13 protein-coding genes are annotated in these 14287 nt (G+C 73.8%); 4 read left to right on the top strand and 9 right to left on the bottom strand.

Annotated features, from left to right (window positions below):
* Positions 1 to 123: 123 nt before the first annotated feature.
* The 5 genes from ACZ5HG_RS11755 to ctaE all read right to left on the bottom strand — a co-directional run bounded on the left by ACZ5HG_RS11755 (position 124) and on the right by ctaE (position 5141).
* Entirely contained in the window at positions 124 to 753 is a 630-nt protein-coding gene (locus ACZ5HG_RS11755; RefSeq protein WP_464176431.1) for a superoxide dismutase, read from the bottom strand.
* 123 nt (positions 754 to 876) lie between these two features.
* Positions 877 to 2625: a cytochrome bc1 complex cytochrome b subunit gene (qcrB, locus tag ACZ5HG_RS11750; RefSeq protein ID WP_464176429.1), complete on the bottom strand. Its 1749-nt coding sequence runs from the start codon at positions 2623 to 2625 to the stop codon at positions 877 to 879.
* Positions 2622 to 3653: a cytochrome bc1 complex Rieske iron-sulfur subunit gene (qcrA, locus tag ACZ5HG_RS11745; RefSeq protein ID WP_464176427.1), complete on the bottom strand. Its 1032-nt coding sequence runs from the start codon at positions 3651 to 3653 to the stop codon at positions 2622 to 2624. Before qcrA ends, qcrB begins: the two co-directional genes overlap by 4 nt.
* On the bottom strand, positions 3650 to 4435 hold the full coding sequence (qcrC, locus tag ACZ5HG_RS11740) for a cytochrome bc1 complex diheme cytochrome c subunit (RefSeq protein ID WP_464176425.1): 786 nt from the start codon (positions 4433 to 4435) through the stop codon (positions 3650 to 3652). Before qcrC ends, qcrA begins: the two co-directional genes overlap by 4 nt.
* 58 nt (positions 4436 to 4493) lie before the next feature.
* Entirely contained in the window at positions 4494 to 5141 is a 648-nt protein-coding gene (ctaE, locus tag ACZ5HG_RS11735) for an aa3-type cytochrome oxidase subunit III (protein ID WP_464182149.1), read from the bottom strand.
* 205 nt (positions 5142 to 5346) lie between these two features.
* On the opposite strand from ctaE, the gene ACZ5HG_RS11730 reads away from it, so the two are divergent.
* Both ACZ5HG_RS11730 and trpD read left to right on the top strand, forming a co-directional pair.
* The gene (locus ACZ5HG_RS11730; protein WP_464176423.1) at positions 5347 to 5781 is read left to right on the top strand and encodes a response regulator transcription factor; all 435 of its coding nucleotides are present in this window, start codon (positions 5347 to 5349) and stop codon (positions 5779 to 5781) included.
* The gene (gene trpD / locus ACZ5HG_RS11725) at positions 5778 to 6827 is read left to right on the top strand and encodes an anthranilate phosphoribosyltransferase (protein WP_464176421.1); all 1050 of its coding nucleotides are present in this window, start codon (positions 5778 to 5780) and stop codon (positions 6825 to 6827) included. The genes ACZ5HG_RS11730 and trpD overlap by 4 nt, the downstream gene beginning before the upstream one ends.
* A 118-nt stretch (positions 6828 to 6945) precedes the next feature.
* Here trpD and ACZ5HG_RS11720 read toward each other — a convergent pair whose 3' ends face one another.
* Together ACZ5HG_RS11720 and ACZ5HG_RS11715 are read right to left on the bottom strand one after the other, a co-directional pair.
* Positions 6946 to 7227, bottom strand: coding sequence for an Lrp/AsnC family transcriptional regulator (locus tag ACZ5HG_RS11720; RefSeq protein ID WP_464176419.1), 282 nt, complete (start codon positions 7225 to 7227; stop codon positions 6946 to 6948).
* Between the two features lie 7 nt (positions 7228 to 7234).
* Entirely contained in the window at positions 7235 to 9100 is a 1866-nt protein-coding gene (locus ACZ5HG_RS11715; RefSeq protein ID WP_464176417.1) for a DEDD exonuclease domain-containing protein, read from the bottom strand.
* A 67-nt stretch (positions 9101 to 9167) separates the two neighbouring features.
* Between ACZ5HG_RS11715 and ACZ5HG_RS11710 the strand changes: the two genes are divergently transcribed.
* Positions 9168 to 10568 (top strand): NYN domain-containing protein, encoded by a 1401-nt coding sequence (locus ACZ5HG_RS11710; protein ID WP_464176415.1) that lies wholly within the window; start codon positions 9168 to 9170, stop codon positions 10566 to 10568.
* A gap of 73 nt (positions 10569 to 10641) precedes the next feature.
* Here ACZ5HG_RS11710 and ACZ5HG_RS11705 read toward each other — a convergent pair whose 3' ends face one another.
* On the bottom strand, positions 10642 to 11154 hold the full coding sequence (locus tag ACZ5HG_RS11705; protein ID WP_464176413.1) for a YbaK/EbsC family protein: 513 nt from the start codon (positions 11152 to 11154) through the stop codon (positions 10642 to 10644).
* Between the two features lie 62 nt (positions 11155 to 11216).
* Complete coding sequence (locus ACZ5HG_RS11700) at positions 11217 to 13028, bottom strand: AMP-dependent synthetase/ligase (protein ID WP_464176411.1); 1812 nt, start codon at positions 13026 to 13028, stop codon at positions 11217 to 11219.
* Positions 13029 to 13320: 292 nt separating this feature from the next.
* On the opposite strand from ACZ5HG_RS11700, the gene ACZ5HG_RS11695 reads away from it, so the two are divergent.
* The gene (locus ACZ5HG_RS11695; RefSeq protein ID WP_464176408.1) at positions 13321 to 14265 is read left to right on the top strand and encodes an ROK family glucokinase; all 945 of its coding nucleotides are present in this window, start codon (positions 13321 to 13323) and stop codon (positions 14263 to 14265) included.
* Positions 14266 to 14287 lie beyond the last annotated feature (22 nt).

Genomic DNA, 14287 nt, shown 5'->3' with positions numbered 1-14287 from the left:
CGGGTTCGTCCGGGTTTGTCGGTCGTCGTCATCTCACGATCCGGACATCCCGGACCTCCGGACATGCCGAGGGCCGGCCACCCGCGTGGGGTGACCGGCCCAGGAGCCGTGCGGCAGGTGCCGTCAGAGCGAGGGGACGATGAGCCCCTTGGTCTGGGTGCGGGCGCGGTCGAAGCGCGCACCGGCGTCGGCCCAGCTGACGATGTTCCACCACGCCTTGACGTAGTCCGCCTTGACGTTGACGTAGTCGAGGTAGAAGGCGTGCTCCCACATGTCGAGCACGACGACCGGCACCAGGCCGAGCGCGAGGTTGGCCTGCTGGTCGTACAGCTGCACGATGACGAGCTTCTCGCCGATGGAGTCCCAGGCCAGGATCGACCAGCCGGAGCCCTGGATCGCGAGGGCGTTGGCGGCGAAGTGCGCCTGGAACTTGTCGAAGGAGCCGAAGAACTCGTCGATCGCGGCGGCCAGTTCGCCGACCGGCTTGTCGCCGCCCTCGGGGGAGAGGTTCTGCCAGAACACCGAGTGGTTGACGTGGCCGCCGAGGTTGAAGGCCAGGTTCTTCTCCAGGCCGGCGACGGCACCGAAGTCGTTCTTGTCGCGGGCCTCCGCGAGCTTCTCCAGCGCGGTGTTGGCCCCGCCGACGTAGGTCGCGTGGTGCTTGTCGTGGTGCAGCTCCATGATGCGACCGGAGATGTGCGGCTCGAGCGCCGCGTAGTCGTAGGGCAGGTCCGGAAGGGTGTACTCAGCCATCAGTGCCTCTCCTGCACTCGGGTCGCGGCTCGCTGCCACGACGTCGTCTGCGCGGGCGCGTGCGCTCGTCGCGGTGCGCGCCCACCTGGTGCAACGATCCACCAGGCGGGATGATTCCGCACGTCAGCAGTGCGTCTCGCCCTCCGGACGGCTGTCCGGACCCTCGGGCTCGACCAGGTGCGTGCCGCCCCCGGTCGCCCCGGCCGCGATCTCCGCGCGCTCCTGCGCGTGGCCCGCGGGGAGGGCGTCGTGCCCGCCGTGGGACTGCGCGGCGGCCAGCTCGGCCGGGGTGACGGGCTCGACGCGGTCCTCGTAGAAGACCTGCGACAGCCGCTGGCGCATCCGGTCGAGGCGGTAGCCCTTGCGGCGCACGCCGCGGGAGTCCTCGGCGGGCTCGATCTCGATCGGGCGGCGCGGGTCGTGCTGCACCCGCAGCCAGCGCTCGTGCGCGTCGAGGGGCTTGTGCACCTCGATGTACTCGCCGCTGGCGAAGCGCACGATCCGGCCGGTCTCGTGGCCGTGCAGCACGAGCTCGCGGTCCTTGCGCTGGAGCGCCAGGCAGATCCGCTTGGTGATCCAGAACGCGATGGCCGGTCCGACGAACAGCAGCACCCGGAACGTCCAGGTGATGTCGTTGATCGACAGGTGGAAGTGCGTCGCGATCAGGTCGTTCGACCCGGCGAGCACCAGGATGAAGAACGCGGTGAGCAGCGAGACGCCGAAGGCGGTGCGGAACGGCACGTTGCGCGGCCGGTCGAGCACGTGGTGCTCGCGCTTGTCGCCGGTGGCCATCGACTCGATGAACGGGTAGAGCGCCAGCGCCGTGAACAGGATGCCGGGCACCACCACCGCCGGGATCAGGACGTTCAGCGACAGCGTGTACTGCCCGAGCACGATCTCGGCCTGTCCAGGCATCAGGCGCAGCGCACCCTCGAGGAACAGCATGTACCAGTCGGGCTGCGCGCCGGCGGACACGGGGGAGGGGTCGTAGGGCCCGTAGTTCCACACCGGGTTGATCGTCATGGTGCCGGCCATCAGCGCGATCACCGCGAACACGATGAAGAAGAAGCCGCCGGCCTTCGCCACGTAGATCGGGAACAGCGGGTAGCCGACGACGTTCTTGTCGGAGCGGCCGGATCCCGGGTACTGGGTGTGCTTGTGCAGCACGACGAAGAACAGGTGCAGGCCGATCAGCGCCAGGATGATGCCCGGCACCAGCAGCACGTGCACGGTGAACAGCCGGGGGATCAGGTCCTGGCCGGGGAACTCGCCGCCGAAGATGAAGTACGACAGGTACGAGCCGAGGATCGGGATCGACTTCACGACGCCGTCGGTGATCCGCAGGCCGTTGCCGGAGAGCACGTCGTCCGGGAGCGAGTAGCCGGAGAAGCCGGCGGCCAGGCCGAGGATCAGCAGCGTGAAGCCGACCACCCAGTTGACCTCGCGCGGCTTGCGGAACGCGCCGGTGAAGAACACGCGCATCATGTGCGTGACGATCGACGCCATGAAGATCAGCGCGGCCCAGTGGTGGATCTGCCGCATGAGCAGACCGCCGCGCACCTCGAAGGACAGCCGCAGCGTCGAGGCGAAGGCCTCGGACATCTCCACGCCGTTCATCGCGGCCCACGGGCCCTCGTAGTGCACCTCGTTCATCGAGGGCACGAAGAACATCGTGAGGAAGGTGCCCGAGATCAGCAGCACCACGAAGGAGTACAGCGCGATCTCACCGAGCAGGAACGACCAGTGGTCGGGGAAGATCTTGCGGGCGAACTCCTTGACCGCGCTGCCGATGCCGGTGCGCTGGTCCAGGTAGTCGGCGGTCGCGGCGGCGGCCTTGGCCCCGCGGCTCGGGGGGGCTTCGGTGGTGCTCATGTGAGTCGCTCCCAGAAGCTCGGGCCGACGGGCTCGGTGAAGTCGCTCTGCGCGACGAGGTAGCCCTCGTCGTCGACCGTGATCGGCAGCTGCGGCAGCGGGCGCTTCGCGGGGCCGAACACGACCTTGGCGCCGTCAGCGACGTCGAAGGTCGACTGGTGGCAGGGGCACAGCAGGTGGTGCGTCTGCTGCTCGTACAGCGCCACCGGGCAGCCGACGTGGGTGCAGATCTTGGAGTACGCGACGATGCCGTCGTACGACCAGTCCTTGCGGTCCTCGGCCTCCTTGAGGTCCCGCGGGTCGAGGCGGACCAGCAGCACGACGGCCTTGGCCTTCTCGTCCAGCGGGTGCTCGGTCTCGTGCAGGTCCTCCGGGATCACGTGGAAGACGGAGCCGATCGTCACGTCGGCGGCCTTGATCGGGCGGCCGGACGGGTCGATCGCGAGCTTGGTGCCCTTGCGCCACATCGTGTACTTGAGCTTGCCGACGTTCCAGTCCTCGCCGATGTTGCCGACCAGCGGCACGGCGATCGACAGCGGGAACAGCGCCAGCGAGCCGACCATGGCGCCCTTGAGCACGCCGCGGCGGCCGATCGCCGAGTCCTTGGCGCCCTCGCGCAGCGCGTCCACGGCGGCAGCACGGACCTCGGGGGTCGACTTCTGCTCGTGCCGCAGCTCGGACTTCTCGTGGTCGTTCATCAGGGCCTTCGCCCAGTGCACGGCCGCGACGCCGATGCCGGCCAGGCTGAGGAACAGCCCGAGGCCCAGCAGCAGGTTGGTGCGCCGCATCGAGGCGACGGTCTCGCCGGGCGGGAAGGCGAAGTAGGCGACGATGAAGCCGATGGTGCCCAGCACCGAGAGGGTGAACAGGGCGACGACCTGGCGCTCCGCGCGCTTGTTCGCTGCCGGGTCGGTGTCGCCGCGCCGGTCGTGGTGCTCCGGGTGGCCCGGGTCCTCGAAACGCTCGGGGAGCGCGGTCCCGTGCTCGGTGGTGGTCAGCTCGCCGCTGGTGGGCTCGTTCGCGTTCACGAGGACTTCGCTCCGATCCAGACGGCGGCACCGATCAGCAGGCCGATGCCGAGCACCCAGGCCCACAGGCCCTCGCTCACCGGGCCGAGGGACCCGAGCGACAGGCCGCCGGGGGAGCCGTCGCGCTGCTCCTCGAGGTAGGCGATCACGTCGCGCTTCTCCTCGGGGGTGATGTTGGCGTCGTTGAACACCGGCATGGACTGCGGGCCGGTGAGCATCGCCTCGTAGATGTGCGTGGGGGTGGTCTCCATCAGCGAGGGCGCGAACTTGCCCTGGGAGAGCGCACCACCGGCGCCGACCGCGTTGTGGCACATGGCGCAGTTGGTGCGGAACACCGCCATGCCGTTGGCCGCGTCGCCCTGGCTGCCGTCCACCTGGTCGGCGGTCGGGATGGCCGGGCCGGCGCCGAGGGAGGCGACGTAGGCCGCGAGCTGGGCGATCTGCTCGTCGTCGAACTGCACGGGCTTGGCCTGCACCTGCGGGCCGGACATCTGCGCGGGCATGCGGCCGGTGCCGACCTGGAAGTCCACCGCCGCGGCGCCGACGCCGATCAGCGAGGGACCGCTCGCGGTGCCGGCGGCGGCCGGACCGTGGCAGGTCGCGCAGTTGGCCTGGAACAGCTTCTGGCCGGCGGAGATGTCGTCGCTGCTCGCGGCGGCGGACGCGGCGTCGGCGCTGGCGGGCTGCACGACGGCGTACACGGCTCCGGTCAGCAGCAGCGCCAGCAGGAGCAGCACCACCGGGGCGGCCCGGTGGTGCCTGCGGGCGGCGAGTGCCTTCACGGGTGGGTCCTCGTCTCGGGGTGGTTCGGGGGGATCTGGGGGGCGGGGGCGGGGCGGGTCACTTGATCAGGTAGATCGTCGCGAAGAGCGCGATCCAGACCACGTCGACGAAGTGCCAGTAGTACGAGGTGACGATGGCCGTGGTGGCCTCGTGGTGCCCGAACCGGCCGGCGGTGAACGACCGCCCGAGCAGGAACAGGAAGGCGATCAGGCCGCCGACCACGTGCAGGCCGTGGAAGCCGGTCGTCAGGTAGAACACCGAGCCGTAGGGGCTGGACGAGATCGTCAGGCCCTCCTGGACGAGCTCGGCGTACTCGAAGATCTGCCCGCCGATGAACACGGCGCCCATCACGTAGGTGAGGGTCATCCACTCGTTCATGCCCCAGCGGGTGATCTGGAGCAGGGATCCGGACCGCACCGGCTGGAAGCGCTCGGCGGCGAGCACGCCCATCTGGCAGGTCACGGAGGACAGCACCAGCACCGTGGTGTTGATCGCGGCGAAGGTGACGTTGAGCTTGCCGGTCTGCGCGGCCCACTCGTCCGGGACCGTGGATCGCAGCGTGAAGTACATCGCGAACAGGCCGGCGAAGAACATCAGCTCGCTGGCGAGCCAGACGATGGTCCCGACCGACACGGGGTTCGGGCGGTTCACGCTCACGCGGGGAGCGGAGGGCGGGGCAGCCGTTGCGGTCGTCACGCACGTCAGTATGGCCGAAAACGGCCCCGCATGGGTCCTAAGTCCCCCGCTCCCGCAGAGTTATCTGTCACATCGTCACCTCGTTCGGCGTGTCGAGGCCCCTCGCGGGGCGCCGGGAGACCGGTGGCGCGCCCGCGTGCCAAGATGCTGCTCGGGACGTGCGGGACCCCCGATCGCCCGCGAGGAGTCCCGCCGCGACGAGTGAAGGACCACCATGGCTGCTGACCGCCCCGCCCCGGGTACAGACACGACCCTTGAGCAGGGCCCGCGCATCCTGCTCTACAGCGACGACGTCGACACGCGCTCCCGGGTGCGGCTGGGCGTGGGCCGTCGTCTCGGGCACGGCACCCCCGACATCCGGTGGACCGAGGTCGCCACGGCGGCCGTCGCGCTCCAGCAGGCCGAGAAGTCGACGTTCGACCTGCTGATCTTCGACGGCGAGACCGCCAAGGTCGGCGGCATGGGCCTGGCCCGCCAGGTCAAGGACGAGATCTTCGACTGCCCGCCGGTGCTCGTGCTCACCGGTCGCCCGCAGGACGCCTGGCTCGCCGCCTGGTCCGACGCCGACGCGGTGGTCTCCGAGCCGCTCGACCCGGTCGAGCTGCACGCCGCCGTCGCCGGGCTGCTGTCCCGGACCCCCGCGGCATGACCGGGCCGACCACCTGGTCGGACCTGCTCACCTCGCTCGTCTCCGGGCAGGACCTCACCGGCGAGCAGACCGCCTGGGCCATGGGCGAGATCATGTCCGGCGAGGCCTCGCCGGTGCGGGTCGCCGGGTTCCTGGTCGCGCTGCGCGCCAAGGGCGAGACCGTCGACGAGCTCACCGCCCTGGCCGACACGATGCTCGCCCACGCGGTGCGCTTCGAGGTGCCCGGGCGCTCCGTGGACATCGTCGGCACCGGCGGCGACCGCGCCCACACCGTCAACGTCTCCACCATGGCGTCGCTGGTGATCGCGGGCACCGGCGTGCGCGTCGTCAAGCACGGGAACCGGGCGTCGTCCTCGTCCTCCGGCTCCGCCGACGTGCTGGAGGCCCTCGGCATCCGCCTGGACCGCACGCCCGCCGAGGTCGCCGCGCTGGCGCAGACCGTCGGCATCACCTTCTGCTTCGCCCAGACCTTCCACCCGTCGATGCGGCACGCGGGCGTCGCCCGCAAGGAGCTCGGGATCGCGACGGCGTTCAACTTCCTCGGCCCGCTCACCAACCCGGCGCAGCCCGCCGCCGCCGCGATCGGCGTGGCCGACCCCCGGATGGCCGGCCTGGTCGCCGGGGTGCTCGCCTCGCGCGGCACGGAGGCGCTGGTGTTCCGCGGCGACGACGGCCTGGACGAGCTCGCCCCCACCGGCACCGCGCGGATCTGGCAGGTGACCGGCGGCGAGGTCGTGCAGCACGTGCTCGACCCGGTGGCCGACCTCGGGCTGGCCCCGGTCACGGTGGCCGACCTGCGCGGCGCCGACGCGGCGTTCAACGCGGGCGTCGCGCGGGCCGTGCTCGACGGCGAGCGGGTGCCCGCCCGCGAGACCGTGCTGCTCAACGCCGCGGCGGCGCTGGTCGCCGAGGGCAGCCTGCCCGGCACGGGCGCCGACGGCGGCTCGCTGGTCGAGCGTCTGACGGCCGGGCTGTCGCACGCCCGCGCGAGCGTCGACGAGGGCCGTGCCGCCGACGTCCTCACCCGCTGGGCCGCCGCGGCCTGAGCTGCGGGCGACGCTGCGCGCACACCGAGAGGGCGGTCGTTGTCGTCTCCCCGGGTCGGGAAGCGACAACGACTGCCCTCTCGGTGGGTCTGGCGCGGCGCAGCGCGGCGCGCGGGTGTCAGTCCTCGAGGCCGAGGGCGAAGGCCTGCTCGAGGTCGTGCTGCGAGTACGTGCGGAACGCGATGAACGTCTCGGTGCGCTGCACGCCGTCGACCTTGCTGATCCGGTCGGCGATGACATCGGCCAGGTCGTCGTGCTGCTTGACGCGGACCATCGCGACCAGGTCGACGCCGCCGGTCACCGAGTAGACCTCGCTGACGCCCGGCAGGTTCGCGATCGTCGCGGCGGCCTCCGGGATGCGGTCGGCGTCGGTGTGGATCATCACGATGGCGGTGAGCATGACGCCATCATGCCGCGTCGGCGGGGGTGAACGCGGTCGACGGGCCGACCGGTCCCGCCTGCGCCGCCCCTACGGCCTCGGCGGGGTCGGTGCGGGCCTGCGCGGAGCGGATCGGCATGGACCAGGGCTGGCTCACCGCCACCAGCCGCACGCCGGGGCGGCTGAGCCAGGCGAGCACCAGGTCGGCCTCCTCGGGGTGACCGGCGGTGGCGGGGGCGACCGGGGCGGGCACGTGCTCGGCGGTGGCGCGCAGCGAGTCGATCGCGGGCTGCGGGTCGGTGCGCGGCGGCACGAGGGCGGTGCCGGCGAGCCGGCCGTGCCGCACGAGGACGACCTCCCAGCCGCCCTTGTCGGTCCGCCGGGCGGCGCACAGCTCGGCACAGGTGGACAGCGGGGTCAGGCGCTGGGAGCGGGCCGCCCCGCGCAGGAAGGCCGCGAGCCGGTCCCGGACGCCGACGGCCTCCTCGAAGCGCTCCTGCGCGGTCAGCCGGGCCAGGTGCACGGCGTGCGCGTCCACCACGGCGGCGGGATCCCCGGTCATCGCGGCGCGCAGCCGGTCCACCACGGCGTCGTGCTCGGCGACGCCCTCGGGGCGCACGCAGGGGGCCGGGCAGCGGCCGATCTCGGCCAGGTGGCATGCCGAGGCGCCGTCGGCGGGGACTGCGGGCAGGCGCCCGGCGCAGCGGCGCACCGCGAAGGCGTCCTGCAAGGCCTCGACAGCCTGCTGCGCGGCGGCGCGGGAGGCGAAGGGCCCGATGTGGGTGGCGCCCTCCTTCACCTCGCGGACGACGGACAGCCGGGGGTGCGGCTCGTCGGTCAGCCGCACCCAGGGCATGCGTTCCGGGGACCGTGACCGGCGGTTGTAGCGGGGCGAGTGCTCGGCGATCAGCCGCAGCTCGCGCACCTGGGCCTCCAGCGGCGTCGCGCAGACCACGGGGGTCACCGCCTGCGCCAGCCGGACCATCTCGCGCATGCGGCGGCGCTTCTCGGCGGCGGTGAAGTACGTGAGCACCCGCTTGCGCAGGGAGGTGGAGGTACCGACGTAGAGCACCTCGTCCTTCGGGCCGCGGAACAGGTAGACGCCCGGGGCGTCGGGCAGGCCGTCGGCCAGGTGGCGCTTGCGCCGGACGTCGGAGGGCACCGGGTCGGCGGCGGTGGCCAGGTCCTCCAGGTGGGTCACGCCGAGGGGCGCGAGCCGGCCGAGCAGGGCGTGCAGCACGTCGACGGTGGCACGGGCGTCGGCCAGCGCGCGGTGCTCGGGGGTGGTGGAGGCGTGGAACAGGCCGGCCAGGGTGCTCAGCTTGTGGTTCGGCGCCTCGTCGCGGGTGACCACGCGGCGGGCCAGCCGGACGGTGTCGACCACCGGGTTGCCCGGCCAGGCGTGCCCGGTCTGCGCGGCGGCGGCCTTGAGGAAGCCGATGTCGAAGGGGGCGTTGTGCGCGACGAGCACGGTGCCGCGCGCGAACTCCAGGAACGAGGGCAGCACCTCCTCGATCCGCGGGGCGCCGATCACCATCGCCGTGGTGATGCCGGTGAGCACCTGGATCGTCGCCGGGATCGGCCCGCCGGGGTCGACCAGCGTCTGCAGCTCGCCGAGCACCTCCCCGCCGCGCACCTTGACCGCGCCGATCTCGGTGATCGCGGAGCCCGCGGGGGAGCCGCCGGTGGTCTCCAGGTCGACCACCACGAAGGTGACCTCGTGCAGCGGCGTGCCGATGTCGTCCAGGGTGACCTGCACCGGTCGACCGACCTGCAGCTGCGCGAGATCGGGCCGCGGCGGCGTGAGCCCGGACCACCGCCCCGGACCGGCGAGCGGTCGCCCGGAACCCGCGTCGGCGGCGCCGCCAGGGGTGGAGGAGGGCAGGGAGACCATGCCGCGCACGCTAGCCGCGGGGTCCGACACGGCCGTCCGGCCCCGCCCGCGCCGTAGGGTGGCGCGCATGCAGCCCACCGACCCCGTCCCCGCGCCCGACGCGGTGCCCGAGGTCGTGCGGTCGGCGGCGGTCCGGCTGGCGGCGGAGGTGCTCGGCGCCCTGGACCCCGCAGCGGTGCCGGTGGCGCTCGCGGCGGTGCGCCGGTTCGCGCCGCGCCGGCGCGCCGAGGCGGGTGCGGGGCGGATCTGGCACGCGCTGGGCTCCGACGACGCCTTCCGGGCGCGGGTGGCCCGCGCGTGGTCGCAGGCGCACCCGGAGGCGGCGGTCGACGTGCTCGCCGAGGGCGTGGTCGCCTCTCGCGCGGACGCGGCGGACGACGGTCCGGGCGCCGACGGGGACGACCGCGCACCGGCGGCGGCGCCGACCGGGGCCGAGGACCCCGTGACCCGTGGGGTCGGGCTGCTCCTGCTGCGCCCGGAGGGCTGGCAGCACCGCCTGGCCGCCCTCGTCCCGCCCACCGCGGACGACCCGACGGCCGACCCGGCCACGGCCACCACCGCGGCCCCGACCACCGCCACCGCCCCCGACCACGCCGAGCTGCACCGCCTGGCCGCCCTGGTCACCGCCGAGCGCGAGCGTGCCGACACCGCGGAGGCGGAGGTGGCCGCGCTGCGCAAGGAGCTGCGCCGGCTGCGCTCCGACGCCGACCGGGCCCGCGCGGAGGCCCGCCGTGCCGCCGCCCACGCCGCCGACGTGGCCGCCGCCGCGGAGCGGGTGCACGCGGAGACCGCACGGGTGCGCGCCGGGGCCGACGAGGACCGACGCCGCGCCGACGACATCGCCCGGGCCGCCCGTGAGGACGCCGCCGTGCTGCGCGACCTGGCCGAGGTGCGGGTGCGGCTGCTGCTGGACACGGTGGTGGAGGCCGGCGCGGCCCTGCGCGAGGAGCTGGCGCTGCCGCCCGCCGGCCGGATGCCCGCCGACCTGGTCGCCCCGGCGCCCGCTCCCGGCGCCCCCGGCCCCCGGGCGACGTCGCGGGGACGGTCGGCGGACGACCCGGCGCTGCTGGACGAGCTGCTGGCGATGCCCCGGGCGCACCTGGTGGTCGACGGCTACAACGTGACCAAGCTGGCGTGGCCGGAGCAGTCGCTCGCGGAGCAGCGGCGCCGGCTGACCGAGCGGCTGGCGAATCTCGCGGGACGCACCGGCGCGGAGGTCACCTGCTGCTTCGACGGGCAGGACGTCGAGGGCACCGGGCGCGCGCCGACGACCCCGCGCGGGGTGCGGGTGCTGTTCTCGCAGGGGGAGATCGCGGACGACCTGATCCGTCGGCTGGTGCGCGCCGAGCCGGCCGGGCGGGTGGTGCTGGCGGTCACCACCGATCGCGCGCTGGGCTCGGACCTGGAGGCGGCGGGTGCCCGGGTGCTGCCCTCGGCGACCCTGATCGCCCGCCTCGGCCGCCTCTGACCCCCGCGGCACGCAGCGCCGCACGCACCCCGCCCGCCCGCACCCCGCGCGCCGCCCGCCCGCGCGCGGCGCGTTAGCTGTCGACCCGCACCAGCGTCCCGCCGGTGATCCGCACCAGGTCGTCCACCGTCATCGGCACCACCGTGTGCGGGTGACCGGCGGCGGTCCAGACCGTCGGGTACGCGAGCAGCGCCTCGTCCACCAGCGTCGGCAGCGGCGCGGGGTGCCCGACGGGAGCGACCCCGCCGATCGCCTGGCCGGTGGCGGCCCGGACCTGCTCGGGGGTGGCGCGATGCAGCGTCCCGCGCCCGGTGCGTGCGGCGAGGGCCGCGGTGTCGACGCGGTGCGCCCCGCTGGTCATCACCAGCAGCGGGGCGTCGTCGCACCAGAAGACCAGACTGTTGGCGATGGCCCCGACCGCGCAGCCCAGCGCCTCGGCGGCCTGCGCGGCGGTGCGGGCGGCACCGGGCAGCACCTGCACGGGCCCGGGCACCCCGGCAGCGGCGAGGGCGGCGGCCACCGCGGCGCTGCTGCCGGGCAGCACCGGGTCGGGCGTGGGGCTGCTGGGCACGGCGCTGCTGGTCACGGGCGCTCCTCACGGGGTCGACGCGGACCATGATGCCCGCGTCGACCCCGCCGAGGAACCCGTCAGCCGGTGTGCTCGGCGGTGTAGATCGCCTCGACGTCGGTGGCGAAGTCCTTGAGCACGTGGGTGCGCCGGACGCTGAGCTTCGGCGTCAGGTGGCCGCTGGCGATCGTCAGGTCGCGGTCGAGGATCCGGTACTGGCGGATCGACTCCGCGCGGGACACCGCCTTGTTGGCGCGCTCCACGCCCTTGTCGATCGAGGCGATCACCTCCGGGTCGTGCGCGGCCTCCTCGACGGTGAGCACCGGGCGGCCGTGGGCGGCGCACCAGCCGGGCAGGCCCTCGGCGTCCAGGGTGACCAGCGCGCCGATGAACGGGCGCCCGTCGCCCACCACGACCACCTGGCTGATCAGCGGGTGCGAGCGCAGCCGGTCCTCCAGCACCGCGGGGGCCACGTTCTTGCCGCCGGCGGTGACGATGATCTCCTTCTTGCGCCCGGTGATCCGCAGGTAGCCGTCGTCGTCGAGCGAGCCGAGGTCGCCGGTGCGGAACCACCCGTCGTGCAGGGCCTCGTCGGTGGCGACCGGGTTGCGGTGGTACTGCCGGAACACCTGCGGCCCCTGCACCTCGACCTCGCCGTCGGCGGCGATCCGGACGGCGGTGCCGGGCAGCGGCGGGCCGACGGTGCCGATCCGGGTGCGGGCGGGCATGTTCACGGTGGCGGGGGCGGTGGTCTCGGTCAGGCCGTAGCCCTCGAGGATCCGCACGCCGATCCCGCGGAAGAAGTGCCCGAGCCGTTCGCCCAGCGGGGCGCCGCCGGAGATCGCCCACTCGATCCGGCCGCCCATCGCCTCGCGCAGCTTGTGGAACACCAGCCGGTCGGCCAGGGCGTGCTGCGCGCGTAGGGCGATCCCGGGACGGCCCTCGTCCAGCGCCCGCGAGTAGGCGATGGCCGTGCGGGCGGCCCACTGGAAGATCTTCGCCTTCCCGCCGGCGGCGGCCTTCTGCTCTGCGGAGTTGTAGACCTTCTCGAACACCCGGGGCACCGACAGGATGAACGTCGGCTGGAACTCGGCCAGATCGACCAGCAGCGTCTTGGTGTCCGGGGTGTGCCCGAGCACCGCGCCGGCCGGCATGCAGAGCACCTCGACGAACCGCGCGAAGACGTGCGCCAGCGGCATGAACAGCAGCGTGCGCGCACCCGGCGTGCTCACCACCTCGTGCAGCCCCTCGACGGCGTTGCGGGCGAGGATCGAGAAGTTGCCGTGGGTCAGCTCGACGCCCTTGGGCCGCCCGGTGGTCCCCGAGGTGTAGATCAGCGTGGCGAGGTCGTCGCGTGCGGCCGAGCGTCGCCGGGCGGCGATCTCGGCGGCGGGCACCGAGGCCCCGGCGGCCTCCAGCGCGGCCACGGCGCCCTCGTCGATCACCAGCACGTCGCGCAGGTGCGGGGCCTCCGGGCGGACCTCGGCGACGGTGGCGGCGTGCTCGGCGGTCTCCACCACCAGCAGCGTCACGTCGGCGTCGGTGAGGATCCAGTGCACCTGCTCGGCCGAGGACGTCTCGTAGACCGGCACGGGCACCGCGCCGGCCGTCCACAGCGCCCAGTCGAGCAGCGTCCACTCGTAGCGGGTGCGGGACATGATCCCGACCCGGTCGCCGGGCGCGACCCCGTGCGCGACGAACCCGCGCGCGACCGCCTGCACCCGGGCCGCGAAGGCGCTCGCGGACACGGTGGTCCAGGTGGTGCCGGTGCCGGGGGTCTTGAACTCGATCAGCGGGCCGTCGCCGGTGGCGGCCACGCGCGCGTCGAGCAGGTCCAGCAGGTTCTCGTCGGGGGCGGCCTCGACGAGCAGGGGAGTGCGGAACTCTTCCATGTTCTGGCTCCGTTGTCAGAGGTGGAAGGACTCTCGCAGCATAGGGGACCTAGGTCCTACCCGCAGGGGGTCTGTCGCGTCGTCACCCGCTCGTGGTGCGGGTCCGGGCGTTGTGGGCACCTTCCGGCATGGGAGCGCATTCAGAGCCTGGGACCTCGACGCGCTAGCGTGGGGGCGCACGAGCGCGCACCTGCGCAGCGCCGCCTCCGTCGCGGACGCGCCACCCGGGTCCACCGGGCAGGGCCGGGAGCCCTCGTGCACGGTCGGGACCATCACGCGGAAGCAGGGAAGCATGCACGCCATCGGTGTGGACATCGGCGGGACGAAGATCGCCGCCGGTGTCGTCGACGAGGACGGCCGGATCATCGCGAAGACGCGTCGCGACACCGACCCCCGCGACTCGGACAGCGTCGACCACGGCGTGATCGAGGCGTGCCGCGAGCTGATCGAGCAGCACGAGGTCGGCGCGATCGGCCTCGCCGCCCCCGGCTTCATCGGCTCCGACCAGTCGACCGTGCTGTTCACCCCGAACCTGCCCTGGCGCGACCACCCGCTGCGCGACATCGTCGCCAAGGAGCTCGGCGAGGACGTGAAGATCGTCGTCGAGAACGACGCCAACGCCGCCGGCTGGGCCGAGTTCCGCTTCGGCGCCGCGCGCGACGTGCAGGACATGCTCATGCTGACCATCGGCACCGGCCTCGGCGGCGCGCTCGTCGTCGGCGGCAACCTGGTCCGCGGCGCCTGGGGCGTGGCGGCCGAGGTCGGCCACATGCGCGTGGTCCCCGGCGGCCACTACTGCGGCTGCGGCCACGAGGGCTGCTGGGAGCAGTACGCCTCCGGCTCGGCGCTGGTGCGCGACGCCCAGGCCGCCCTGATCACCGAGCCCGAGCGCGGCACCCGCCTGCTGGAGCTGGCCGGCGGCGACGCCGAGGAGCTCACCGGTCCGCACGTCACCCGCGCCGCCCAGGAGGGCGACCCGCTGGCCGTCGAGCTGCTGGCCGAGCTGGGCCGGTGGATCGGCGAGGGCTCGGCCTCCGTGGCCGCGCTGCTCGACCCGGCGATCGTGGTGATCGGCGGTGGCGTCAGCGCCGCCGGCGACCTGCTGCTGGCCCCGGCGCGCCGCGGCTTCCAGGAGCAGCTGTCCGCCCGCGGGCACCGCCCGGAGGCGCCGCTCGCGCTGGCCTCGATGGGCAACGACGCGGGCATCGTCGGCGCGGCGGACCTCGCCCGCCGCTGAGCCACCCCCGGGGCTCGCCCCG

This window comes from Cellulomonas sp. GTC20042 (assembly GCF_055389595.1).
Note: the sequence above shows the minus strand (reverse complement) of the source record. Positions and strands in the feature narration are given on the sequence as shown.